The 23,700-nt window shown below is 39.5% G+C and carries 19 protein-coding genes; 10 read left to right on the top strand and 9 right to left on the bottom strand.

Features of this window, described 5'->3' with window-relative positions; all coding sequences use genetic code 11:
* Window positions 1-4 precede the first annotated feature (4 nt).
* Window positions 5-1,621 (bottom strand): glutamine hydrolyzing CTP synthase, encoded by a 1,617-nt coding sequence (gene pyrG, locus FIM44_RS02030; RefSeq protein WP_140578859.1) that lies wholly within the window; start codon window positions 1,619-1,621, stop codon window positions 5-7.
* A 259-nt stretch (window positions 1,622-1,880) separates the two neighbouring features.
* Between pyrG and FIM44_RS02025 the strand changes: the two genes are divergently transcribed.
* From FIM44_RS02025 to FIM44_RS01985, 9 genes are all read left to right on the top strand, one after another.
* Window positions 1,881-2,549 (top strand): phosphatase PAP2 family protein, encoded by a 669-nt coding sequence (locus tag FIM44_RS02025; protein WP_140578858.1) that lies wholly within the window; start codon window positions 1,881-1,883, stop codon window positions 2,547-2,549.
* A 43-nt stretch (window positions 2,550-2,592) separates the two neighbouring features.
* Window positions 2,593-4,296 (top strand): flagellar basal-body MS-ring/collar protein FliF, encoded by a 1,704-nt coding sequence (gene fliF / locus FIM44_RS02020; RefSeq protein ID WP_140578856.1) that lies wholly within the window; start codon window positions 2,593-2,595, stop codon window positions 4,294-4,296.
* A 17-nt stretch (window positions 4,297-4,313) separates the two neighbouring features.
* Complete coding sequence (gene fliG, locus FIM44_RS02015; protein WP_000201859.1) at window positions 4,314-5,345, top strand: flagellar motor switch protein FliG; 1,032 nt, start codon at window positions 4,314-4,316, stop codon at window positions 5,343-5,345.
* A complete protein-coding gene (fliH, locus tag FIM44_RS02010; RefSeq protein WP_140578905.1) occupies window positions 5,332-6,108 on the top strand; it encodes a flagellar assembly protein FliH in 777 nt (258 codons plus the stop codon). The genes fliG and fliH overlap by 14 nt, the downstream gene beginning before the upstream one ends.
* A 2-nt stretch (window positions 6,109-6,110) precedes the next feature.
* Complete coding sequence (dxs, locus tag FIM44_RS02005; RefSeq protein ID WP_194148127.1) at window positions 6,111-7,961, top strand: 1-deoxy-D-xylulose-5-phosphate synthase; 1,851 nt, start codon at window positions 6,111-6,113, stop codon at window positions 7,959-7,961.
* A gap of 14 nt (window positions 7,962-7,975) precedes the next feature.
* A complete protein-coding gene (lepA, locus tag FIM44_RS02000; RefSeq protein WP_194148676.1) occupies window positions 7,976-9,766 on the top strand; it encodes a translation elongation factor 4 in 1,791 nt (596 codons plus the stop codon).
* 15 nt (window positions 9,767-9,781) lie between these two features.
* A complete protein-coding gene (locus FIM44_RS01995; protein WP_140578851.1) occupies window positions 9,782-10,537 on the top strand; it encodes a protein NO VEIN domain-containing protein in 756 nt (251 codons plus the stop codon).
* A 2-nt stretch (window positions 10,538-10,539) separates the two neighbouring features.
* The gene (locus FIM44_RS01990) at window positions 10,540-10,776 is read left to right on the top strand and encodes a hypothetical protein (RefSeq protein WP_001011849.1); all 237 of its coding nucleotides are present in this window, start codon (window positions 10,540-10,542) and stop codon (window positions 10,774-10,776) included.
* A gap of 251 nt (window positions 10,777-11,027) precedes the next feature.
* On the top strand, window positions 11,028-11,243 hold the full coding sequence (locus FIM44_RS01985) for a hypothetical protein (protein ID WP_140578849.1): 216 nt from the start codon (window positions 11,028-11,030) through the stop codon (window positions 11,241-11,243).
* 213 nt (window positions 11,244-11,456) lie between these two features.
* On the opposite strand, the gene FIM44_RS01980 is transcribed toward FIM44_RS01985, so the two are convergent.
* The 8 genes from FIM44_RS01980 to FIM44_RS01945 form a co-directional block, all read right to left on the bottom strand.
* Window positions 11,457-12,266: a flagellar hook-basal body protein gene (locus tag FIM44_RS01980; protein ID WP_140578848.1), complete on the bottom strand. Its 810-nt coding sequence runs from the start codon at window positions 12,264-12,266 to the stop codon at window positions 11,457-11,459.
* Between the two features lie 53 nt (window positions 12,267-12,319).
* The gene (locus FIM44_RS01975; RefSeq protein WP_140578846.1) at window positions 12,320-13,600 is read right to left on the bottom strand and encodes an MFS transporter; all 1,281 of its coding nucleotides are present in this window, start codon (window positions 13,598-13,600) and stop codon (window positions 12,320-12,322) included.
* A 162-nt stretch (window positions 13,601-13,762) separates the two neighbouring features.
* The gene (locus FIM44_RS01970) at window positions 13,763-16,321 is read right to left on the bottom strand and encodes a DNA translocase FtsK (protein WP_194148674.1); all 2,559 of its coding nucleotides are present in this window, start codon (window positions 16,319-16,321) and stop codon (window positions 13,763-13,765) included.
* Window positions 16,318-18,618, bottom strand: a complete 2,301-nt coding sequence (gene addB, locus FIM44_RS01965; RefSeq protein ID WP_140578843.1) for an ATP-dependent deoxyribonuclease AddB — start codon at window positions 18,616-18,618, stop codon at window positions 16,318-16,320. The genes FIM44_RS01970 and addB overlap by 4 nt, the downstream gene beginning before the upstream one ends.
* On the bottom strand, window positions 18,615-20,540 hold the full coding sequence (gene tkt / locus FIM44_RS01960; protein WP_140578841.1) for a transketolase: 1,926 nt from the start codon (window positions 20,538-20,540) through the stop codon (window positions 18,615-18,617). The genes addB and tkt overlap by 4 nt, the downstream gene beginning before the upstream one ends.
* A gap of 46 nt (window positions 20,541-20,586) precedes the next feature.
* Window positions 20,587-21,429, bottom strand: coding sequence for a bifunctional riboflavin kinase/FAD synthetase (locus tag FIM44_RS01955; protein WP_140578839.1), 843 nt, complete (start codon window positions 21,427-21,429; stop codon window positions 20,587-20,589).
* Window positions 21,395-22,102, bottom strand: a complete 708-nt coding sequence (tlyA, locus tag FIM44_RS01950; protein ID WP_140578838.1) for a 23S rRNA (cytidine-2'-O)-methyltransferase TlyA — start codon at window positions 22,100-22,102, stop codon at window positions 21,395-21,397. Before tlyA ends, FIM44_RS01955 begins: the two co-directional genes overlap by 35 nt.
* Window positions 22,102-22,617, bottom strand: coding sequence for a hypothetical protein (locus FIM44_RS01945; protein WP_140578836.1), 516 nt, complete (start codon window positions 22,615-22,617; stop codon window positions 22,102-22,104). The genes tlyA and FIM44_RS01945 overlap by 1 nt, the downstream gene beginning before the upstream one ends.
* A gap of 66 nt (window positions 22,618-22,683) precedes the next feature.
* On the opposite strand from FIM44_RS01945, the gene pyrB reads away from it, so the two are divergent.
* Window positions 22,684-23,607, top strand: coding sequence for an aspartate carbamoyltransferase (gene pyrB, locus FIM44_RS01940; RefSeq protein WP_140578834.1), 924 nt, complete (start codon window positions 22,684-22,686; stop codon window positions 23,605-23,607).
* Window positions 23,608-23,700 lie beyond the last annotated feature (93 nt).

Here is a 23,700-nt window from a genome sequence, read left to right as displayed (position 1 = left end):
GAGATTAGGATTTATGAAGAGTGCTCTTAATGAAATCCAAAATAATAGGGTTAGGGCTTTGCAACCTGGAGGTGAATTCCGGATGGAATTGCACCCCCACAAAGAACGGGTGATCTTCTAATTCAACCGCTTCAATCAAATGATTCGCTCCAAAACCCACCACTTTCAAGCCCTTATTTTCCCACTCTTGGCGGTATTTAGGGTTGATTTCATAACGATGGCGGTGTCTTTCTTTAATGCTAGGCTTTTTATAAGCTTTTTCTAACAAGCTATTTGGCACAATTTCGCATTCGTATTCCCCTAATCGCATGGTGCCTCCTAAAGGCGAATTATAGGTGCGCACCTGTTTTTGGTGGTTTTGATCCATAAAATCTCCAATCAAATACACCACAGGGTATTCGCAGCGTTGGTTAAACTCCGTAGAGTTAGCCCCTTTTAAACCCAAAACATTACGGCAAAATTCAACGATCGCTAATTGCATGCCCAAACAAATCCCTAAAAAGGGGAGTTTTTCTAACCTGGCTCTTTGAATGGCGCAAATTTTACCCTCAATCCCCCTTTCTCCAAAGCCTCCAGGCACTAAAATCGCATCAACGCCCTCTAAATCCGTCTTTTCATTAAAATTCTCGCTATCTAACCATTCAATATTGACTTGCGTGTCCAAATGCGCACCCGCATGGATTAAGGCTTCAATCAAGGATTTATAAGATTCTTTTAAGCTTAAATACTTGCCTACAAAACCAATCCTGACTTTGTGTTTAGGAGCGATAATCTTTTCTACTAAAGTGTTCCAAGCCGCCATTTTGGGGTGTAGTTTATTCAAATTAAAGCGTCTGGCAATGGGGGTTAAAATGCCTTCTTGCAAGAAAAGAATGGGGCATGCGTAAATGCTTTTAGTGTCTGTGGCTACAATCACGCTGTCTTGCTCCACATCGCAACTCAAAGCGATCTTCTTTTTCAACTCTTTATCCAAAGGCTTAGGCGATCGCGCCAAAATGATTTGAGGGGTTACGCCAAGACGCCGTAATTCCTGGACGGAGTGTTGCGTGGGTTTGGTTTTTAGTTCGTTAGTGGTTTGGATATAGGGGATCAGGGTTACATGCACATTGATGACTTTTTCATTCCCCAATTCCAATTTAAGCTGGCGGATCGCTTCCAAATAAAACATGCCCTCCATATCGCCCACGGTTCCGCCCACTTCCACGATTAAAAAATCCAACCCCTTAGCCGCGCTTTTAATGCGCCTTTTGATTTCATCGGTTACATGGGGGACGATTTGAATGGTTTTGCCTAAATATTCCCCTTTCCTTTCCTTTTCTATCACGCTTGAAAAAATCTGCCCGGTAGTGAAATTGTTCAACCTTGTTAAATTCCTGTTCAAAAAGCGTTCATAATGCCCTATGTCTAAATCCGTTTCAGCACCATCGCTAGTTACAAACACTTCCCCATGCTCTAAAGGGCTCATGGTGCCTGGATCAATATTGATATAAGGGTCAATCTTCAAAATAGAAACCTGGTAATTGCAATGCTGTAAAAGCGTAGCGATTGAAGAAGATGAAATCCCTTTCCCTAGAGAGCTTAACACGCCCCCTGTAACGAATATAAATTTGGCTCTATCCATAAGTTATTGCGTTCCTTTGATTTTTACTTCTTAAAATTGTAGTCTAAAAAGGGTTAAAAAGCTTTAAAAGAGGGCAAAAATTAAAGCGATTTCAAAAAAAAAAAAAAACAATTTCAGTTTCTTATTAGCTAGGTTTGATTAAAATGAAAAGCTTTTATGTGTTTAAACTTCATTGTCTTAAATTTTTTAAGAGCGATTTTAAAGTTCGTTGGCGTATAATATCAAATTTTGAATGAACTGACTAAAAGGGTTTTAAATAATGGCTGAAAATTCTTTCAAAAATGTTTCTACACAATCCAAAGTATTTTTCTTATTACCAGTGAAAACCCTGTTTCTTTTAGGGGGTATTTTTAGCGCGTTTTTTATCCTTATTGTTAGCTTGGTTTTTTTTGATCGTGCTCATTTAATGGACAATGCCATTTTTAATTTAGCGCGTTCAACTCCCTTTAATTCTAGCCCTATTTTAACTCTAATCCTCCAAAATATCGCCCGTTTAGGCTCTTCTCAATTCGTGTTGCCTTTGAGCTTGTTAGTGGGGGTGTTTTTAAGCTTGTATCGTAAAAATTTAGCGCTTGGGGTGTGGTTTGTGCTAAGCGTGGTCTTGTTTGAAGCCCTTTTAGAATCGTTAAAACACCTTTTGGCGCATTCCATTCAGTGGCTTTCGCATAGCGCTAATTTCCCTAACGCTACCGCGCTTTCTTTAACGCTATTTTATGGGTTGCTTGTTTTATTGATACCCCATTTGATCACGCATCAAACGCTTAAAAATGTTCTTTTTTATAGCTTATTTGGTTTGATTTTTTTAATAGGGTTAGCACTGATTGTTTTAGGGGTTTCTTTTAGCAGTGTTTTAGGAGGGGTTTGTTTAGGGGCGTTAGGGGCTTGTTTTTCCATAGGGATTTATTTGAGCGTGTTTCAAAAGATCTAAGCGAACGGCTTAAAAGAATGAAAATTTTATCAAGGTTTTAATATTGGATTTAAAGGTATTATTGCAACGGATTGTTGATTTTTTCATCAAACTCAATAAAAAGCAAAAAATCGCCCTGATCGCAGCGGGGGTTTTAATCACCGCCTTACTCGTGTTTTTATTGCTCTATCCCTTTAAAGAAAAAGACTATGTGCAAGGGGGCTATGGGGTTTTATTTGAAAGATTGGACTCTAGCGATAACGCTTTAATCTTGCAACACCTCCAGCAAAACCAAATCCCTTATAAAATCTTAAAAGACGACACCATTCTTATCCCTAAAGATAAAGTGTATGAAGAAAGGATCACTTTGGCTTCTCAAGGGATCCCTAAAACGAGTAAAGTGGGCTTTGAAATCTTTGACACTAAAGACTTTGGTGCGACTGATTTTGATCAGAACATCAAACTCATTCGCGCCATTGAGGGGGAATTGTCGCGCACGATTGAAAGTTTAAACCCCATTCTTAAAGCCAATGTGCATATTGCAATCCCTAAAGACAGCGTGTTTGTGGCTAAAGAAGTCCCTCCTAGCGCTTCAGTGATGCTCAAACTCAAGCCCGACATGAAGCTTTCACCCACTCAAATTTTAGGGATTAAAAATTTAATCGCTGCAGCTGTGCCTAAACTCACGACAGACAATGTGAAAATCGTGAATGAAAACGGCGAATCCATAGGCGAAGGCGATATATTAGAAAACTCCAAAGAATTAGCCCTAGAGCAATTGCATTACAAACAAAATTTTGAAAACATTTTAGAAAATAAGATTGTCAATATCTTAGCCCCTATTGTGGGGGGTAAAAACAAGGTGGTCGCAAGGGTCAATGCGGAGTTTGATTTCAGCCAAAAGAAAAGCACTAAAGAGACTTTTGATCCCAATAATGTTGTAAGGAGCGAGCAAAATTTAGAAGAAAAAAAAGAAGGCGCTTCTAAAAAACAAGTCGGCGGCGTGCCTGGGGTTGTGAGCAATATCGGGCCTGTGCAAGGATTGAAAGACAATAAAGAGCCAGAAAAATACGAAAAGTCTCAAAACACGACCAATTATGAAGTGGGTAAAACCATTAGCGAGATTAAGGGCGAGTTTGGCACTTTAGTGCGTTTGAATGCGGCGGTTGTGGTGGATGGCAAGTATAAAATCGTGCTTAAAGACGGGGCAAATACTTTAGAATACGAGCCTTTGAGCGATGAATCGCTTCAAAAAATCAACGCTCTGGTGAAACAAGCCATTGGCTATAATCAAAATAGAGGCGATGATGTGGCGGTGAGTAATTTTGAGTTTAACCCTATGGCGCCCATGCTTGATAACGCTACTTTGAGCGAAAAAATCATGCACAAGACTCAAAAAATTTTAGGCTCATTCACGCCCTTAATCAAGTATGTTTTAGTGTTTATAGTGCTATTTATTTTCTATAAAAAAGTGATTGTGCCTTTCAGCGAACGCATGCTAGAAGTGGTGCCTGATGAAGATAAGGAAGTGAAATCCATGTTTGAAGAAATGGATGAAGAAGAAGATGAATTGAACAAACTGGGCGATTTGAGGAAAAAAGTAGAAGATCAATTAGGGCTTAATGCAACCTTTAGCGAAGAAGAAGTAAGATACGAAATTATCTTAGAAAAGATTAGAGGGACCCTTAAAGAACGCCCTGATGAAATCGCAATGCTTTTTAAACTCCTGATCAAAGATGAAATCTCTTCAGACAGCGCGAAAGGTTAAAAGATAGAAGGTTAAAAATGGCAACCAAGCTTACCCCTAAACAAAAGGCTCAATTAGACGAACTTTCCATGAGTGAAAAAATCGCTATTTTACTCATTCAAGTGGGCGAAGACACCACAGGCGAGATTTTAAGGCATTTAGACATTGACTCCATTACAGAGATTTCTAAGCAAATCGTGCAATTAAACGGCACAGACAAGCAAATCGGCGCGGCGGTTTTAGAGGAATTTTTTGCGATTTTTCAGTCTAACCAATACATCAATACCGGCGGTTTAGAATACGCCAGAGAGCTTTTAACCAGGACTTTAGGGAGCGAAGAAGCCAGAAAAGTGATGGATAAACTCACTAAAAGCTTGCAAACGCAAAAAAACTTCGCTTATTTAGGCAAAATCAAGCCCCAACAACTCGCTGATTTCATCATTAACGAACACCCTCAAACCATTGCCTTGATTTTAGCCCACATGGAAGCCCCTAATGCGGCTGAGACTTTGAGCTATTTCCCTGATGAAATGAAAGCCGAGATCTCCATTAGAATGGCGAATTTAGGCGAAATATCGCCCCAAGTGGTTAAAAGGGTTTCCACGGTGTTAGAAAACAAACTAGAATCGCTCACCAGCTATAAAATTGAAGTGGGTGGCTTAAGAGCGGTGGCTGAAATCTTTAACCGCCTGGGCCAAAAGAGCGCTAAAACCACGCTCGCTCGCATTGAGAGTGTGGATAACAAGCTCGCCGGCGCGATCAAAGAAATGATGTTCACTTTTGAAGACATAGCCAAACTAGACAATTTTGCTATCAGAGAGATTTTGAAAGTAGCGGATAAAAAAGACTTGTCTTTGGCGCTAAAAACTTCTACCCAAGATTTAACCGATAAATTCTTAAACAACATGAGTAGCAGGGCTGCAGAGCAATTTGTAGAAGAAATGCAATATTTAGGGGCAGTCAAAATCAAAGATGTGGATGTGGCCCAAAGGAAAATCATTGAAATTGTGCAGAGCTTGCAAGAAAAAGGCGTGATCCAAACCGGTGAAGAGGAAGATGTCATTGAATAGCCGTAAAAATTTGATCCAAAAAGACCATTTGAATCAGCATGACATTCAAAAATACGAATTTAAGAGCATGGCAAACTTACCCCCTAAAACTAATCCTAATAGCGCGTCTTTAGAAACGCCTAGCCCAGAAGAGTCTTTGGAAAAAAAAGCGATAGAAAACGATTTGATTGATTGTTTATTGAAAAAAACCGATGAGCTTTCAAGCCATTTAGTGAAATTGCAAATGCAATTTGAAAAAGCCCAAGAAGAGAGCAAAGCTTTGATTGAAAACGCTAAAAACGATGGCTATAAAATCGGCTTTAAAGAGGGCGAAGAAAAAATGCGTAACGAGCTCACTCATAGCGTGAATGAAGAAAAAAACCAGCTTTTGCATGCGATCACCGCTTTAGATGAAAAAATGAAAAAATCAGAAGATCATTTAATGGCTTTAGAAAAGGAACTGAGTGCGATTGCGATAGATATCGCTAAAGAAGTGATCCTTAAGGAAGTGGAAGACAACAGCCAAAAAGTAGCCCTTGCTTTAGCTGAAGAACTTTTAAAAAATGTTTTAGACGCAACAGATATTCATTTAAAAGTCAATCCCTTGGATTACCCTTATTTAAACGAGCGTTTGCAAAACGCTTCTAAAATCAAATTAGAGAGCAATGAGGCTATTTCTAAAGGAGGCGTTATGATCACTAGCTCTAACGGGAGTCTTGATGGGAATTTAATGGAGCGCTTTAAAACGCTCAAAGAAAGCGTGTTGGAAAATTTTAAGGTGTGATTTTGCAAAATAAAACTTTTGATTTAAACCCTAATGATATTACAGGCTTGGAGTTGGTGTGTCAAACGCTACGGAGTCGTATTTTAGAGGTGGTGAGCGCTAATGGGGGGCATTTAAGCTCTTCTTTAGGGGCTGTGGAGCTGATTGTGGGCATGCATGCCTTATTTGATTGCCAAAAAAACCCTTTCATTTTTGACACTTCGCACCAAGCTTACGCTCACAAGCTTTTAACCGGGCGCTTTGAAAGCTTTAGCACTTTAAGGCAATTCAAGGGTTTGAGCGGCTTTACTAAACCCAGCGAGAGCGCATACGATTATTTTATTGCCGGTCATAGCTCCACTTCGGTGTCTATAGGCGTGGGGGTGGCTAAAGCTTTTTGTTTGAAACAAGCGCTAGGCATGCCTATAGCTTTATTAGGCGATGGGAGCATTAGCGCAGGGATTTTTTATGAAGCCTTAAACGAATTGGGCGATAGGAAATACCCCATGATCATGATTTTGAACGATAATGAAATGAGTATCAGCACGCCTATTGGAGCCTTATCCAAAGCCCTTAGCCAGCTGATGAAAGGCCCGTTTTATCAGTCTTTCCGCTCTAAAGTCAAAAAAATCTTAAGCACCTTACCTGAAAGCGTGAATTACTTAGCGAGTCGCTTTGAAGAATCTTTCAAGCTCATCACCCCGGGCGTGTTTTTTGAAGAATTAGGCATCAACTATATAGGGCCTATTAACGGGCATGATTTGAGCACGATTATTGAAACCTTAAAATTAGCCAAAGAGCTTAAAGAGCCGGTGCTAATCCATGCGCAAACCTTAAAGGGCAAAGGCTATAAAATCGCTGAAGGGCGGTATGAAAAATGGCATGGGGTGGGGCCTTTTGATTTGGATACCGGCTTGTCTAAAAAATCCAAAAGTGCGATTTTATCGCCCACTGAAGCGTATTCTAACACCCTTTTAGAATTGGCCAAGAAAGATGAAAAAATCGTAGGCGTAACCGCTGCGATGCCTAGTGGCACAGGATTAGACAAACTCATTGACGCTTACCCTTTGCGTTTTTTTGATGTCGCTATCGCTGAACAACACGCTTTAACTTCCAGCAGCGCTATGGCTAAAGAGGGGTTTAAACCTTTTGTGAGTATCTATTCTACTTTTTTGCAAAGGGCTTATGATTCCATTGTGCATGACGCTTGCATTTCTAGCCTACCGATTAAATTGGCCATTGACAGGGCTGGGATTGTGGGCGAAGATGGCGAAACGCACCAAGGGCTTTTAGACGTGTCGTATTTGCGCTCTATCCCTAACATGGTCATTTTTGCCCCACGAGACAATGAGACTTTAAAAAACGCCGTGCGTTTTGCTAATGAGCATGATTCAAGCCCTTGCGCGTTCCGCTACCCTAGGGGGTCGTTTGCACTAAAAGAGGGGGTTTTTGAGCCTAGCGGTTTTGTTTTAGGCCAAAGCGAATTGTTGAAAAAAGAGGGCGAAATTTTACTCATTGGTTATGGTAATGGCGTGGGGCGGGCGCATTTGGTCCAACTGGCTTTAAAAGAAAAAAACATAGAATGCGCGCTTTTGGATCTCAGGTTTTTAAAGCCCTTAGATCCAAATTTAAGTGCGATCGTTGCCCCTTATCAAAAGCTCTATGTTTTTAGCGATAATTACAAGCTTGGGGGGGTGGCTAGCGCGATTTTAGAGTTTTTGAGCGAACAAAATATTTTAAAGCCTGTTAAAAGCTTTGAAATCATGGATGAATTTATCATGCATGGGAACACCGCTTTAGTGGAAAAATCCTTAGGCTTAGACACAGAGAGTTTGACTGAGGCTATTTTAAAAGATTTAGGACAAGAGAGATGAAAACAAAAGCGCCAATGAAAAATATCCGCAATTTTTCCATTATCGCTCACATTGACCATGGTAAAAGCACTTTAGCGGATTGTTTGATTTCTGAGTGCAACGCTATCAGTAACAGAGAAATGAAGAGCCAAGTGATGGACACTATGGATATTGAAAAAGAAAGGGGCATTACGATTAAGGCTCAAAGCGTGCGTTTAAATTACACTTTTAAGGGGGAGGATTATGTTTTAAATCTCATTGACACCCCAGGGCATGTGGATTTTAGCTATGAAGTGTCTCGCTCTTTGTGTTCATGCGAAGGGGCGTTATTGGTGGTGGATGCCACTCAAGGCGTGGAAGCGCAAACCATCGCCAACACTTATATCGCTTTAGATAACAATTTAGAAATTTTACCGGTGATCAATAAAATTGATTTGCCTAATGCGAATGTTTTGGAAGTCAAACAGGATATAGAAGACACGATAGGGATTGATTGTTCTAACGCTAATGAAGTGAGCGCTAAAGTTAGGCTTGGCATTAAAGATTTGTTAGAAAAAATCATTACGACCATTCCTGCCCCTAGCGGTGATCCTAACGCTCCCTTAAAAGCGCTCATTTATGATTCATGGTTTGACAATTATTTAGGGGCGCTAGCGTTGGTGCGTATCATGGATGGGAGCATCAACACAGAGCAAGAAATTTTAGTGATGGGGACGGGTAAAAAACATGGCGTTTTAGGGCTATACTACCCTAACCCTTTGAAAAAAATCCCTACTAAAAGTTTAGAATGCGGCGAGATTGGCATTGTGAGTTTGGGGCTAAAGAGCGTTACGGATATTGCGGTGGGTGATACGCTCACAGACGCTAAAAACCCTACCCCTAAACCCATTGAAGGCTTTATGCCGGCTAAACCCTTTGTTTTTGCGGGGCTTTACCCTATAGAAACGGACCGGTTTGAAGATTTAAGAGAAGCGTTATTGAAACTCCAGCTTAACGATTGTGCTTTAAATTTTGAGCCTGAAAGCTCGGTGGCGCTTGGCTTTGGCTTTAGGGTGGGTTTTTTAGGGTTATTGCACATGGAAGTGATCAAAGAAAGGCTGGAGAGGGAATTTAGTCTTAATTTAATCGCTACCGCTCCCACGGTGGTGTATGAAGTGCATTTGACGGATAATAGCGTCAAATACGTCCAAAACCCTAGCGAATTGCCCCCTGAAAATCATATCGCTTGCATCAAAGAGCCTTTTGTGAGGGCAACGATCATCACGCCGAGCGAATTTTTGGGTAATTTAATGCAGTTATTGAACAATAAAAGAGGCATTCAAGAAAAAATGGAATATTTAAACCAGTCTCGTGTCATGCTCACTTATTCCTTGCCGAGCAATGAAATTGTGATGGATTTTTATGACAAACTCAAATCTTGCACGAAAGGGTATGCGAGCTTTGATTATGAGCCTATAGAAAACAGAGAGGCTCATTTGGTGAAATTAGATGTGAGGGTGGCAGGCGATGTGGTGGATGCGCTTTCTATCATTATAGATAAAAATAAGGCGTATGAAAAGGGGCGCGCTTTAGTGGAAACGATGAAAGAGCTTATCCCAAGACAGCTTTTTGAAGTCGCTATCCAAGCGAGCGTAGGCAATAAAATCATCGCCAGAGAGACGATTAAATCCGTTGGTAAGAATGTAACGGCTAAGTGCTATGGGGGCGATATTACACGAAAAAGAAAACTCTTAGAAAAGCAAAAAGAGGGCAAGAAACGCATGAAAGCTATCGGTAAGGTGGAGCTTCCCCAAGAAGCGTTTTTAGCGATATTAAAGATCGATTAGGGCGTTGCTAAGTCTATGGCAAAACATAAGAACTATGAAATTTTAAATCTCATAGGCTATGCTTTGGCAAAATTTGATAATGATTTTATTAAAGAATTTGGCTTTTCTACTAAAAATGCTTTTTTTGAATATTGCGTCCAAATTGGCCTAGCTGACACGACTGGCGTTATTAAAAATCGCATGGATTTATTTGATTATTTTTTCCCTAACAAACGCAAAGGTTGGTGGCAAAAAGGCGATGCATATATCCATAGAAAATTATGGATTGATAGCTTGTTTGGAAATGAAAGCGTTAAGGGTTTTAGCCATATTGTGAAATTATTTTTACAAGAACAATATGGCATTCAACTATACATTACCCCTAATGCTTACCTCAAAACCCGCTATAAAAGCATGCAAGAAACAGGTTTGGAAGCCGAATTGTATTTTTTAAACCACTATAAAAATATAGAAGTGTTTTCTTGTGGGAGTTTAAAAGACATGCGTCTTTTTGGTGATGGGTATGACTTCTACATTCAAACCAACAAGCAAGCGTTTTTAGTGGAAGTTAAGGGGATTAGAGAAAAGCAAGGGACATTGAGATTGACCCAAAAAGAATACGATCAAGCACAAGCGTATAGCCATGATTATGTGCTTGTAGTGGTATTGAATTTGAGTGAAAAACCCTATCTTTTATCTATCGCTAACCCCTTAAAGCATTTAGAATTTAAGGCATGCGAGAGGAAGCAAAAAAGCATTTTAGAATACCACTTAATAGGGCAAATAAAATAACTTTGAATTTTACAGGAGGCTATAGGAGTGGGGTTCAAATTGATAGGAATGCCCCTAAACGCACTTACAAATACACCAAAAAAGATTGCGATTTGATTTTAGGGATAGACACTCGCACGAGCGAATGCTATATTATCCCTATTGAAGACACACAAGAATGGGGCAATACAAAGAGTTTGTCGCAACTCCAACACTATAAAGAGAATTGGCAGATTTTGATTGACTTGGCGTTGGAGTAAGAATATAAAACTACATTCACAAACAAGAAAAAAGAACTCTTTAGATATAGTGTTGGTTATGCCAAAAAGATAAAATCAAATTGGACTTAAAAAACAAAAGCTCTCGCTCACACACCGCCTATACAAGCGTTTTAAAGAATGACTTGTTCTTAAACCCTAGTTTAGTGGAAGCAGAAAGAAAATTTTTACAAGCTTTTGGAATGGCTCTATCTTAAAATGGATACTGATAATCAAGTGGGTAATCAAAAAGCTTGATTGGGGCGATAAAAACATTAAGGGAATTAGAGATCATTGCGATACTCTTTAACCATTACAGAGACAGCATCAACTATAGCGTCTCAAATCTTAATGAGAATATCCTACCACAAACGAGTTTAAAACACAAGAGCCATAACAAGAAAAATGGGGGCGTTTGCTTACAGAATACCACAATAAAGAGCGTTTTAAACAACAAACGAAATAATTAAAATTGAATCATTGTTGAATAGCTAGCGGCTATAAAGAGAAGCTTGCGTTACCGTCTACTTTGCAAGCGATTACAAAAGAAAAGACATTTAATTCTTTAAACTCTTTTAAAACTAATCCTATATAAAAAAGATTAACAAGGCTTTTAAAAAAGCGTTATCAGGGAGTTAGGGTATCGCAAAAACCCTCCTATGAATTTTAAAATCGCCAAAAGTTTAAGCTTTTGTAGCGAGTTTGTTGATCGCTTCAGCGTTCATGTCATCTTGATGGGTTTTTAGCACTTTAGAATACATGTCCAAAAAGCGGTTGATTTCAATCAAAGCGCTCATCTCACGCACTGCATTGACATTGCTTTTTTCTAGCATGTATTGTTTTAACGCGCCAGAGTCAGAGACTTGATGGACGCCTTCGCCCTGATAAGTATAAAGGTTTTGCCCTATTTTTTTAAGGTTTTTTGGTTCGCTAAAACTCACTAAAGCTAACGCGCCCGCTTGAATTTGGGCTTCATTATCCCTAAAAGTGATTCCACCATTTTGATCCACTTCAATTTCAGCGTCAGGCATGAGCATGATCCCTCCTTTTTCGTTCAAGCCAGAGCGTGAAAGCACCTTAAAGCCATTAAGAGTAACTAAAAAGCCGTCTTTATCCACGCTAAAATGCCCATCTCTGGTATAAGCGACGCCCTCATTAGTTTGTATCGCAAAATAGAGGTTAGGGCTTGTTAGGGCAAAATCTAGGGGGTTATTCGTCCCTTCAAACGCGCCAAGACTCCTATCGGTATAAATTTCTGATAGGATAGGCACACGATTGAGGTTGCGGTTTAAATACTTCGCACTCGCTTTGGTTTGATCTTCTAAGGGCAGTTGCTCTCGGTATTGTTGGTAAAGCCTTAAAAAATCGCCTGTAATCGCATCGTCTCTTTTAAAGCTATTGGTGTTTAAATTAGCTAAATTATTAGAGGTTAAATCCAAGCGGTTAAATTGTGTCGCCATAGCGCCAGTGGCCGCATAATACCCATTTTGCATGCAAGAATCCTTTTAAAAGGAAAAATTATAGCAAAAATTAAATAAAAACAGATTCATTCCAAATAGGTTTTTTTAGGGAATATGATAACCATAACCATAAAGATAACAATACTCAACATGACATAGCCCACAAACCCCGCTTCAAAACCATGTTGTTTGAACTCTAACGCTACATAACTCGCGCTCCCTCCAAAAAGCGCATTGGCGATCGCATAGGCCAAACCCACGCCAAGTGCTCGCACATGTTCAGGGAATAATTCCGCCTTAATGACCCCAGCAATGCAAGTGTAAAAACTCATGCTACTCAATGCGAGTATTTCATAAAATAGGGCTTCATACACGCCAGTGGCATGCTTGATACCATAAAAGACAACAGGCGTTACAATAAGCCCTGTGATAGCAAAAACCATCAGCATTTGGGTGCGTTTGATTTTATCAGCCAGCATCCCGCATAAGGGTTGTAAGAAGATAAAATAAGAGAGCGCTAAAAGCATGATAAAACTGCTTTCTTTAGGGCTGAATGATGAGCTGTTGGTTAAAAAGATTTTTAAATACACCGTAAAAGTATAAAAACACAAACTCCCTCCCATAGTTAGCCCAAAGACTATCATTAAGGCTTTTTTATGGTGGAGCAATTCCTTTAAACTGCCTCTTTGGGTTTCTTCTTTAATAGTGGTTTTGGAAGTTGTTTGACTATCCATGGTTTCTTCCATGATATTTCTTAAAAAGAGCGAGAGTAGGGCTAATATACCCCCTAAAGCGAATAAATAACGCCAAGCGAACGCGCTGATTTGCTCATGCGTGTAAATGTTTTCAACGATAAAGAGAGAAAAAATAGCTAAGAGTTGCCCTCCCACTAAAGTTACATATTGAAAAGAGCCATAAAAACCTTTTTTGCCATTCTTGCCCAATTCAGAGAGGTAAGTAGCGACCACGCCATATTCTCCTCCCACGCTAAAGCCCTGTAAAAGCCTGGCTAATAATAAAAACAAGAACGCCCATTCCCCTACGATTTCTTTAGTGGGGAGCAATGCGAGCAAAAAAGAGCCTAGCGCCATAAGGATAATGGAATACACCATAGAAGTTTTACGCCCCTTTTTATCCCCCAATTTACCAAAAAACAAACTCCCCAAAGGGCGCATGAAAAACCCTAGCATAAAAACCAAAAAAGCTGAGATGAGTGCTAAAGTGGGGTCATTAGTGTGGGTAAATTCCTTAGCGAAATAAGGCGCTAAGAACGCATAAGCGTAAAAGTCATACCATTCCACTAAATTACCTGAACTAGCGGCTAAAAGGGATTTTAAGGGTTTTTTGGTGGCTGGTTGGGGGCTCATGGCTATCCTTGAACATGAAATTTTTAGGTAATTTTACTAGGAGTTAGGGAAACCACAGATAATATTTGATTAATAGATGAGAGGTTGGTATCGTTTGTATCATTGAGAAAAGTTTTTTAAAAATTAAAAATAATGTTTGCTAATATCCAATGAAAACAAAGCCTAAAAGTTTTGCAAAATCTCTCTGTTGCCTTTGGCGTTTCTTGGGGATAAAAAGCCTTGAGCTTCTAATTCGTCCGTAATGGTAGCGGCTTGGTTGTAGCCGATTTTTAATTGGCGTTGTAAAAAACTCGTAGAAGTGATCTTTTTTTCTAAAATCACCGCTTTAGCCCTTTCTAGAATGTCATCGCCTTGATAATTAGGGGTGTCTAAAGGCATGCACGATTCTTCTAGCAAGAAATCTTTATCATATTCCACTTCTTTTTGGGCTTTAATAAAATCCACGATTTTTTTGATTTCATCTTCAGTGGCAAAGGGGGCATGCAAGCGCACTAACCCGTTTGTTCCTGGGGGGGTAAAGAGCATATCGCCTCTCCCTAACAAGCTTTGCGCCCCATCGGTGTCTAAAATCACTTTAGAATCAATCTTAGTGCCTACCCTAAAACTCACCCTTGAAGGCAAGTTGGTTTTAATCAAGCCGGTTACGACATCCACGCTTGGGCGTTGGGTCGCTACAATGAGATGCAAGCCGCTCGCGCGCCCCATTTGAGCGATTCTAGCGATAGGAAACTCCGCTTCTTTGCCCCCTGTCATCATCAAATCCGCTAATTCATCAATCACTACAATCAAATAGGGGAACGCTTCAACGCCATTATTTAGGGCTTGTTCATTGTAAGAATCAATGGTTTTAACCTTGTATTCGCTCATTAAAGAATATCGGCGTTCCATTTCTTTAGCCACGCTTTGTAAAGCCCCAATAGCTTTTTTAGGGTCGGTGATAATGGGTGTGAGTAAGTGGGGAATGTCCGCATAAATGCTAAATTCTACCATTTTGGGATCGATCATCACTAATTTGAGTTGATCGGGGGGGTTTTTATAAAGTAAGGATAAAATCATCGCATTCACGCCCACGCTCTTACCGCTTCCTGTCGTGCCAGCGATGAGCAAGTGGGGGAGCTTTTTTAAATCCGTGATGAAAGGGTTACCCACAATGTCTTTGCCTAAAGCTAGAGTTAGGGGCGAGCTGGATTTTTGAAACAATTCGCTTTCTAAAATTTCTCTTAAATAAATAATTTGGCTTTGGCTGTTAGGGATTTCAATGCCAACGACATCTTTACCCTTAATGGGGGCTTGAATGCGGATGGATTCAGCGCATAAAGTCATCGCTAAATCATCGCTCAAGCCTAAAATACGGCTCACCTTAACATTGGGAGCTGGGCGGAATTCAAAAGTGGTTACAATAGGGCCTGAATAAGTGCGGATAATATCGCCATCAATTTTAAAGGTGCGCAGTTTGCTCAATAAATCCTGGATTTTTTGGTCAATCTCGTTTTCGTCTAAAGAAGTGTCCTTCAAACAAACCGCATTCAATAATTGCGTGTTGGGAAGCTCATAATCTTTGGGTTTTTGCACTTCGCCATAATCCAATCCGTCTAATATCTCTTTATTTTCGCTCAATTCTTTAACCATAACGGGTTTTTTAGCGCTTGTGGGGGTTACTGGGCTAAAGTTTGGAGCGTCCTGCGTTTCTTTTTCTTCTTCTTTTATATTTTCCTTTATCATTTCTTCTTGCACGTTTTCTTGTGGGCTTTCTTCTTTTTTTGGGTGGTTTGGGGCTTTGTGGTTTTGTGTTTTGTTGTCATTTTCTGTGTTGGGTGCAGGTGCGGGAATGATGGGTTTGAGTGTGGTGGGTTTGGGCGTGGTGGGCGTAAGAGTTTCTTTTGTAGGCGTGGGTTCTCTTTCTTTAGTTTCTTGTTTAATTTCTTTTAAAGTGGGGTTAGTGGGGTTGGATAAGTCATCAAATCGGTTTTTTTTAGGGTAAATGGTGTAATGGGTAGGAGAATGAGAGGAAATTTGAACTAAGCCTTCTTGCGGCTTTAGATCGTTTAAAGTCGTGTTATAGGGGGTAGGGATCGCTAGAAACGATTCTTCGTTAGGGGTTTTGTGGTTTTCATCAATAGGGTTTTCTTTGCGGTTTTCTTTTTCTTTGTCGTTGTTGGTTTCTTTTTTTTGAGCGTCTGATGGGGTGTTTTCAAAACCCTCTTTTTTTGGGCTAAAATTAGGGTTAAAGGCTTGTAGGCATTGTTTATAAATCTCTTTTAAAAGGTTTTGCGTTTTGTTTATATAGGGATAAAAAACGCTTTTAGGGGGCAATTTGAATAAAATCAAATAAGAGATGACTACCATAAGCATTATCAGCGCATAAAGCCCAAAATCCCCTATAAAAGGGCGTAAAAACAAACGCACGCTGTTGCCGATTTCCCCTTGATTCAACAGGCTAGATTGCAAAAAGAGCAAAGATAAAATGCCTAATAGATGCCCTAAAGTTTTTTCTAAAACGATTTCTGTAAAAGGGTTTTTAGTCTTGTATAGAAGGAATAAAACCCACGCTAAATAGGGTAAATTAATCAATGAAAGATACCCAAAATATTTTTTATTGATTGCGGCAAACCACACCCCAAAACGCCCCACTAAACCGCTATTACCTAGCCATGAAGATAGGGTTAAAAACGCTAATAAAACCCCTATGATTAAAGCCAAATAAAGTTTTTTAGATTTCATCGGTTGCACATGTCTTTAAAAGAGCAATACTCACAATCTTTAACCTCTAAAGTTTTTTCAAAATCAATTTCTTGTTTGAGCTTGGGGATAAGAGAAAATTCCAAATGATCCATTTTAGCCTGTAAAATAAGCTCATCTTCTTCCACTAATTCGCCCTTTCTCAAATCATAAAAAAAGGCTTTTATAGGCTCTTTGTAACCCAGATTTTTAAGGGCAAACGCGTAGATGGCCATTTGGTAATCGGTGCTGATTTGAGCGATTTCTATGGGGCTTAAGCCTCCTCTTTTGAATTTGTAATCCAATAAAATCATCTCATTGTCAGCCGTTTTGTCAATCCTGTCTATACGCCCTTTAAACGTAACGCCTTGAATGGTCGTTTCAAAGCTTTTTTCAAGATCAAGGATTTTGATTTTTGCCTTAAAGCGTTCTTTTTCTTTAAGATAAAAAGCCTGGATTTTTTTAAGCGCTATAAGAGTGTCTAAACGCTCTTTAGGGGTAATGTTTTCTCTTGTTTTTAAGAGCTGAATGAGCCTCTCTTCTAACGCATAGGGGTTTTTCTCTTTTTCATAAGCTTCTTTTAAAAGTTCATGGAGCAAACTGCCTATAGCGCTATTACTTTCATCTTTAGGGCTTTCTTTGAATCGCTTAATGTAGTGGTAGTAAAAACGGCGCTTGCAAGTTAAAAAAGCGTTCAATGAGCTAGCGCTGAAGCTAAAATCTTTAGGGATAGCGGCTTTGATTTCTTCTTCTTGGTAGTCTTTTAAAGGGGTTGGTGCAAAAAGCGTGTAAGCGTCTTTGATAGGCTCTATATGCAAATTTAATTCTAAAAGCATGTTAGAGACTTTTGAAGTTTCGCTCTCTATATAAGAAAGTGTTATTTCTTTAGAGTTTTTAAAGAGCTGGTAGTAATAGTGTTTTTGCAAATTTTTCTTATCTAATAAAGTGGGGAGGTTGAGCGATTTCCTTAAAGCAGAGTTCAAAAACAAATCGCAATCTTTAAGGCTTGGCACGCAAGTTTCATTAAAATCCACGATAACGATTTTATCAAATTGCATGCCCCTTGTTTCTAAAGTGTCCATGACTCGTATTTTGCCCCCACTAGAATCGTCTAAGCGGAAGTTGGCTTCAAATTCTTGCAAATACAAATGCAATAAATCTTTAAGGCTGTAGTTTTTAAGCGTGTCTTTTAAAAGATGATACTGGTGCATGATTTGAGAATGTGCTTCTTTTAAGGGCGCTTTTTCTTTAGAGCTTTGTTGTTCTAAAAGCGCGAGCGTGAGATTTTCCAAATCCAATAAAGGCGATGTGCTCAAATCAAAACCGCTTGTTTCCAAATTTTCTAAGATTTTGACAAGCTCTGTATAATAAGGGCTGTTTTTAGCCCCTAAGCCCATAGCGAAATTCAAATTGTTGTTTTTGTCTAAGAGTTTTAAAAAAGGCAAAAAATCCGCATTGGGCGTGATGATCGCCATTTTATTAGGGTCGTTATCTTGTTGCAAATATTCTTCTATGGTTTGTAAAACTAAAGCGCTTTGTTTTAAATAACTGGAGTTGGCATAAAGCTTTGGCTCTATTTTTTGGCGGTTGGGTGTCTGGGAGAGGATCTTTTGGGTTTTAAAATCTATAGAATAATCGCAATCTGTCTCTAATTTGAGATTCAAAAATTCCAAAAATTTTTGGTTGTATTTATCGCAAGATAGGTGTAAAGTGATAGGCACTAACTCGGCCACTTCTAACAGGCATTGCCTTTCAAAAACGCTCATAAAGCCATCTAAATGCCATTCAATGGAGGAAAAATGCTCAAAAAATTCTTTTAAAATGGCGGGCTTTTCTTGCATGATTTTGTCATAAAAGCCTAATTCTTCTAGTTTTTTAATGTAGCGATCATAAATCATTTCTAAGACTTCTAAATGCTTTTCATAGTCCAAATAAATGTCTTTAGAAGAAAGTTCATTGAGTTTGATACAAGCAGAGCTTAACTCATCAAACAAATCAAACAAAAAAGAAGTGCTTTCCAAATACCCCAAAAAGCTGTTTTCAAAAAGCAAAAGCCCTTCAAGAATGGATTTTTTTTCTTTAGCGATAGCTTTAATGGTGTCTATCATTAAAATTTGGCGCGCGCTGTTAGGGATTTTCTTTTTATTAGGGATGTAAAAAGCCTGTTCAAAAAAACTCCTCATGCTCATCGCACTAGGCAAAAACCCTTCGCCTTGCTCTAAATAGAAATGTTTTAAACGCCTGGTGGAGCTAAAAACAAACAGGGGGGTCTTTTCTAAAAAAAGTTTTTCTAAGTTCATGCGTTGAGCAACCTTTTAGCTTGAGCGGTGATGTTTTCAACGCTAAAGCCAAATTTTTCAAAGAGTTTATCGCCCTTTGCTGAGCTCCCAAAAGAATCCATGCCAATGATTTTATCCGCAAAACGATACCACTCTATCGCACGGCTCGCTTCAATGACTAAGACTTTGCCCTTAAAGAGTTCTTTAAGATAGCTTTCATCTTGCTCTATCAATAGATCAAAACAAGGCGCACTCACCACTTGAGTGGGGATATTCTCTCGCTCTAAAATTTTAGCGCTCTCTAAAGCCAAAGAGACTTCGCTCCCGCTCGCAACGAGCGTGATAATGGGATCTTTAGAGTGGTGTTTAACATACGCCCCTTTTAAAACCTGCTCTTTAGAAACCTCATCAAACACGGGCAAATTCTGGCGCGATAAAATAAGAGCGCTAGGAGCGTTCAAACTTAACGCTACTTGCATGCAAGCCGTATTTTCAAAAGCGTCGCTGGGTCTGAAAGCATAGAAATTGGGCAAAGCGCGCAAATGGCTCAATTGCTCTATGGGCTGGTGCGTCGCCCCATCTTCGCCCACGCCAATGCTGTCATGCGTAAAGATAAAAAGGGCTTTTAGTTTCATTAAAGCGCTCAAGCGCATGCTGGGCATTAAATAGTCGCTAAACACAAAAAAGGTCGCGCAAAAAGGCACAAACAAGCCATACGCCGCCAAAGCGTTAGTGATAGCCCCCATGGCATGCTCTCTGATCCCAAAATGCAAGTTTTGCCCTAAAGGGAAATCGCCAGAGTGTTTTAATTGCGTGTTATTAGATGGGGCTAAATCCGCACTCCCCCCCAAAAATCCCTCGCATTCTTTAGCGATAGCGTTTAAAATCATGCCGTTACTCACTCTCGTGGCTAAAGATTCGCCTTTTTTAAAGGTGGGGTAATGGATGGCGCTAAAATCAAAATCCTTTAACGCATGGATTTTTTCTTTTGTTTTAGGGCTTAAGGATTTTTCCCATAAGGCTTCTAAACTAACGCCTCTAACTTTCACTTCTTCAAAATGCATTTTGTTTTTTGGGCTAATGATAAAGCTTTCATCAGGATTGATTTGAGCGTTTTCTTTGGATTGTTTTAACACTTCTTTATTTAAAGGCGAGCCATGCGTTTTTTCACTCCCCTCTAAGCCAACAGCCCCCTTACCAATAATCGTATGAGCGATTAAAAGCGTGGGTTTGGTGGATTTTTTGGCCTCTTCTAAAGCGTTATGAATCGCTTGATAGTCATGCCCATCGCATTCTAGCACTTCCCAATTTTGCGCCACAAACCGCATTTTAACCTGTTCGCTAAAACTAATATTAATAGCGCCTTCAATGCTGATCTGGTTGCTGTCATAAATCACAATGAGATTATCAAGGCGAAAGTGCCCGGCTAAAGAAGCGCTCTCATAGCTAATGCCTTCTTGCAAATCCCCATCCCCACACAAGCAATAGACTTTATGAGAAATCACTTCTTTATCCAAAAGGTTTTGAGCGTATTGACTCGCCATGCTAAAGCCCACAGCGTTAGCAAAACCTTGCCCCAAAGGGCCTGTGGTGATCTCAATGCCTTCGGTATGGTGCAATTCGGGATGTCCTGGGGTTTTAGAGTGTAATTGCCTGAAACGCTTTAAATCTTCTAGGCTCAAATCAAAGCCCCACAAATGCAACAAACTATACGCTAACGCGCTCGCATGCCCTCCGCTAAAAACCAGCCTATCCCTATTGAGCCATTTAGGGTTAGTGGGGTTAAGATTTAGGTGCAAGCTTAAAACCACCATCACATCGGCTAATCCCAAGCACACGCCCGGATGCCCGCTATTAGCCTTATCTATCATGTCCGCGCATAAAAAGCGAAGCGCATTCGCCATGCTTTTTAATCGTTCTAAGTCAGCGTTACTCAATCGCATCAAATTTTTCCATTTTTAAGGTTTTTGAGAGTCATTTTAACACAAATTATCTCAAAATCTCTTTGGCTCTTAAGATGTCTTGTTGGATCTGATTTTTAAGCTCTTTTAACGAAGAAAAACGCATGTTGTCTCGTATTTTTTGAACCCAACGCAAAGCGATTTCTTTGGGTGGGTTTTCTATGATGGTATCAAGGACATGGCATTCTATGGCGAAGTTTTGATCCGTGCTTAAGCGGTTGCCTATAAAACTCACGCTTTTTTGATAAATTGGATCTTTTACTTTCACTAAACTCGCATACACCCCAAAACTAGGGAGGATAAAATCTTTAGTTTTGATATTTAAAGTAGGCACTAATTCTTTATGCCCTAAGCCTTGATCGCTAATGACTTCCCCGCACACTTCATAAGGCCTGCCTAAGAGCTTGTTAGCTAAAAGTAAGTCGCCATGACTTAGGGCTAGTTTGATGATTTTAGAATGCACGCTGATGTTTTGGATTTTCACTTCAGGCACAATAATGGTTTTTTCAAAACGCTCTTTTAAGAATAAAGCGTCATTTTGTCTTTCATGCCCAAACCTGAAATCATAGCCCACGACTAGGCGTTCTAAATTGGGGAATTTCTTTTTTAAAAGCTCTAAAAATTCTAGGGCGTTTAATTGCGAAATCTCTTCTAAATACACAAAAAATAAAGGCATGCCCACGAGTTTAGCGCGGTATTTTAGGGGGGTTAAATAGCCTTTAGTGTAATGTTTTTTTTCTATGATTAAAAGGGCTTTAGGGTCTTTTAATTCTTTAAAAAGGGCTTGATGCCCTAAATGCAAGCCATCAAATTTACCGATAGCTAGGCTTTTAATCTCAGGCTCGCTTGAAATGGATAAAAAATTCAACATTCCCGTTTTTCCCTTTCACTAAGCTTTCTTGGATCGTTAAGATTTGAAAATCCTTTGTTTTTAAATGGTTTTTAAAGTTTTCTAAAGCGTTTAAAATGGCTTCTTTGTCCATTACCACCCCCTTTTTATTGCGTTTTATGGCTCTGCCCACTTCAAATTGCGGTTTGAAAAGCGCCAAAAATTCACCGCTTAAAGGCAAAATCGCTTCTAAAATACAATATAAAGAAATAAAACTCACATCACAAAGCACTAAATCAATTTTTTCTGGCGTTTTAAACCCTCTAATATCGCATTCTTCATGACACTCTATGCGTTGGTCGTTTTTCAAACTCTCATCTAATTGCATTTTCCCCACATCCACGCAAAGCACCTTTTTAGCCCCTTTTAAAAGAGCTACTTGACTAAAGCCCCCCTTACTCGCACCCACATCTAAAACAACCTTTTCTTTAAAATCTATAAAATGATCTTTTAAAAAAGCCCCTAATTTTTCCCCAGCCCTACTAACGAATAGATTTGGAGCGATGAGTTCAATTTGATCACCCTCTTTAACGATAAAAGAGGGTTTAGAGATGACTACTTTATTGACTAAAACCTGATTTTTTAAAACCAACACCTTAGCTTTTTCTCTGCTATTTGTTAAATGCTGGTTGAATAGGGCGTAATCTAGGCGCATTAAAATTGAGGTAAGGGGACTTGGTAAGCGAAATTAAAAACAATTTTGCCTAAATTATAGGCATCAAGCTCTAATTTGGCTTCTTGCACCGCTAAATAATCCAATTTGTCAAAAGCGAGTAGAAAAGCTCGGCTCCACCGGTTCGTGGTTTCTAAAATGCCATCAAATTCGTCTTTTGTGATTTCTCGCACCCATAAAGGCTCTTTTCCCGTAGGTTTTGTGCCAAAAAGTTCATAAGAAATATAGCCATCGTCTATCCAGTCGTTATTTTGCGTGAAAATCTCCACTAAAAAATACTCATGGTCATAGTAAGTGCCGCTATCCACATCGTTTAAATGCGTAGCGATAGCCGTGATGATAGGCACATTATTTTGGGTGATTTCGCCTTTTCTGCTGGCTTGGATCTTTTTTTCTAAAACTAAGTCTAGCGTGTAAGTGTCTTCATTGAAATTACTCACACACCCTAAACAAAAGAATAAAAACACCAGAAGCGTTGAGAGATTTTTCAAGCCCATTCCTTGCTAAAACCCATGCCATTTTTAGCTAAAATAAAACCTATATTATAACTAAAAGGGGGTTTTATGCCAAAAAAATGCCGACACTTGCTCCAAACCAGCGATTTAAGCTTAGATGAAATCAAGCTTTTATTAGAAAAAGCGAGCGTTTATGCGAACGATTTTAACGCCGTATCTTTGGAAACAAAAGAAAAAATGCACAATAAAATCATCGTGGCTTTATTTTTTGAAAATTCCACCCGAACGGTGTCTAGTTTTGAAATCGCAAGCTTGAGATTGGGAGCAAAAATCGTGAAATTAAACATGCAAACAAGCTCTGCTTCAAAGGGTGAAACTTTGATAGACACTTTCAAAAATATCCATGCCATGCAGCCTGACGCTATCATCACACGGCATGCTTTTTCAAGCGCGCCTTTTAAATTGGCTGAATTTTCCCAATGCCCCTTGATTAATGCCGGAAGCGGCGTAAGCGCTCATCCTACCCAAGCGTTATTAGACTTGCTCACCCTTTATCAGCATTTTGGCAGTTTAGAAAATCTAAAAGGGAAGAAAATCGCTTTTATAGGCGATGTGAAAAATTCCAGAGTGGCTAATAGTAACATTAAATTGCTCCAAAGGCTAGGGCTTGAGATCATGCTGTGCGCTCCAAGCTCCATGCTCCCTAGCGTTTCTTTAAAAACGACGCACAACATTGAAGAAGCGATAGGATTTGCAGACATTTTAATGAGTTTGAGGACCCAAACCGAACGGCACAACGCGCCCATTTTTGCGAGCTTGAAAGATTACGGCAACGCTTATTGCATCACCCAAAAACGCCTAGAGGCTCATGCTAAAAATAAAGAGATGATTATTTTACACCCAGGCCCGGTGCATAGGGATATTGATATAGAAAGCGCGGTGTTAGAAGATGAGCGGTCTAAAGTTTTAGAGCAAGTCAAAAACGGCGTGGCAATGCGCATGGCGGTGTTGGAGTTTTTGCTACTAGATTGATTGCCAAACTTAAAAATGCTTTTTGGCATTTTTTACAATTTACAATCAATACAAGAGCTTTCATAACTAAAAAAACGGGTTTGGTTATAAAAC

Origin of the sequence: Helicobacter pylori, assembly GCF_006440215.1 — a bacterium.
Lineage (GTDB): Bacteria > Campylobacterota > Campylobacteria > Campylobacterales > Helicobacteraceae > Helicobacter > Helicobacter pylori_CS.
The sequence above is the reverse complement of the archived record's forward strand: the minus strand, read 5'-3'. Positions and strand labels throughout refer to the sequence as shown.

Bases quoted from the DNA above. Each gene is read 5' to 3' on its own strand.
- FIM44_RS01955 (WP_140578839.1), bottom strand. From the start codon at position 21,429: ATGTTGAATTTTTTATCCATTTCAAGCGAGCCTGAGATTAAAAGCCTA.
- tlyA (WP_140578838.1), bottom strand. From the start codon at position 22,102: ATGCGCCTAGATTACGCCCTATTCAACCAGCATTTAACAAATAGCAGA.
- FIM44_RS01975 (WP_140578846.1), bottom strand. From the start codon at position 13,600: ATGAGCCCCCAACCAGCCACCAAAAAACCCTTAAAATCCCTTTTAGCC.
- FIM44_RS01980 (WP_140578848.1), bottom strand. From the start codon at position 12,266: ATGCAAAATGGGTATTATGCGGCCACTGGCGCTATGGCGACACAATTT.
- FIM44_RS01995 (WP_140578851.1), top strand. From the start codon at position 9,782: ATGGCAAAACATAAGAACTATGAAATTTTAAATCTCATAGGCTATGCT.
- addB (WP_140578843.1), bottom strand. From the start codon at position 18,618: ATGAACTTAGAAAAACTTTTTTTAGAAAAGACCCCCCTGTTTGTTTTT.
- fliH (WP_140578905.1), top strand. From the start codon at position 5,332: ATGTCATTGAATAGCCGTAAAAATTTGATCCAAAAAGACCATTTGAAT.
- FIM44_RS02025 (WP_140578858.1), top strand. From the start codon at position 1,881: ATGGCTGAAAATTCTTTCAAAAATGTTTCTACACAATCCAAAGTATTT.
- pyrB (WP_140578834.1), top strand. From the start codon at position 22,684: ATGCCAAAAAAATGCCGACACTTGCTCCAAACCAGCGATTTAAGCTTA.
- FIM44_RS01945 (WP_140578836.1), bottom strand. From the start codon at position 22,617: ATGGGCTTGAAAAATCTCTCAACGCTTCTGGTGTTTTTATTCTTTTGT.
- pyrG (WP_140578859.1), bottom strand. From the start codon at position 1,621: ATGGATAGAGCCAAATTTATATTCGTTACAGGGGGCGTGTTAAGCTCT.
- fliG (WP_000201859.1), top strand. From the start codon at position 4,314: ATGGCAACCAAGCTTACCCCTAAACAAAAGGCTCAATTAGACGAACTT.
- FIM44_RS01970 (WP_194148674.1), bottom strand. From the start codon at position 16,321: ATGAAATCTAAAAAACTTTATTTGGCTTTAATCATAGGGGTTTTATTA.
- lepA (WP_194148676.1), top strand. From the start codon at position 7,976: ATGAAAAATATCCGCAATTTTTCCATTATCGCTCACATTGACCATGGT.
- tkt (WP_140578841.1), bottom strand. From the start codon at position 20,540: ATGCGATTGAGTAACGCTGACTTAGAACGATTAAAAAGCATGGCGAAT.